This window comes from Vibrio sp. 1288, assembly GCF_033344475.1.
In genome coordinates this window covers 1-535 of record NZ_JAWPOX010001030.1, presented here as the reverse complement: position 1 = coordinate 535, position 535 = coordinate 1, and the positions used below count along the sequence as shown (strand labels likewise).

Here is a 535-nt window from a genome sequence, read left to right as displayed (position 1 = left end):
GCCATCACCGTACCAGAAGACACCGCCTCACCATGTAACCAATTGCCGTAGCCTAATTCAGCTTCTATCGCATGACCGAAAGTGTGACCCAAATTGAGCAACGCACGAATTCCAGACTCTTTTTCGTCTTGTGCAACCACTTCAGCTTTAATTTGGCAGCAACGTGCAATGGCATAGGTAAGCGCGTCTTCATCCAACGTGTATAAACGGTCTAAATTTTCTTCCAGCCAATCAAAGAATGCACCATCATAAATAATGCCGTATTTGATCACTTCAGCTATACCAGCAGCAAATTCACGCTCAGGTAGCGTCGATAAACAGTTGGTATCGATGATCACCGCTTTCGGTTGGTAAAATGCGCCAATCATGTTTTTACCTAGCGGATGATTGACTGCCGTTTTGCCGCCAACGGAAGAATCCACTTGGGACAACAACGTCGTTGGAATTTGGATAAAGTCCACACCTCGCTGATAACAGGCTGAAGCAAAACCGACGAGATCTCCGATTACACCACCACCGAGGGCAATAATAACCA

General features: G+C 46.2%; 1 protein-coding gene. It reads right to left on the bottom strand.

Going from position 1 to position 535, the window contains the following annotated elements; genetic code table 11:
* A partial coding sequence (locus tag R8O11_RS30735) for a 3-dehydroquinate synthase family protein (RefSeq protein ID WP_318195322.1) occupies positions 1 to 535 on the bottom strand: 535 nt, incomplete at both ends.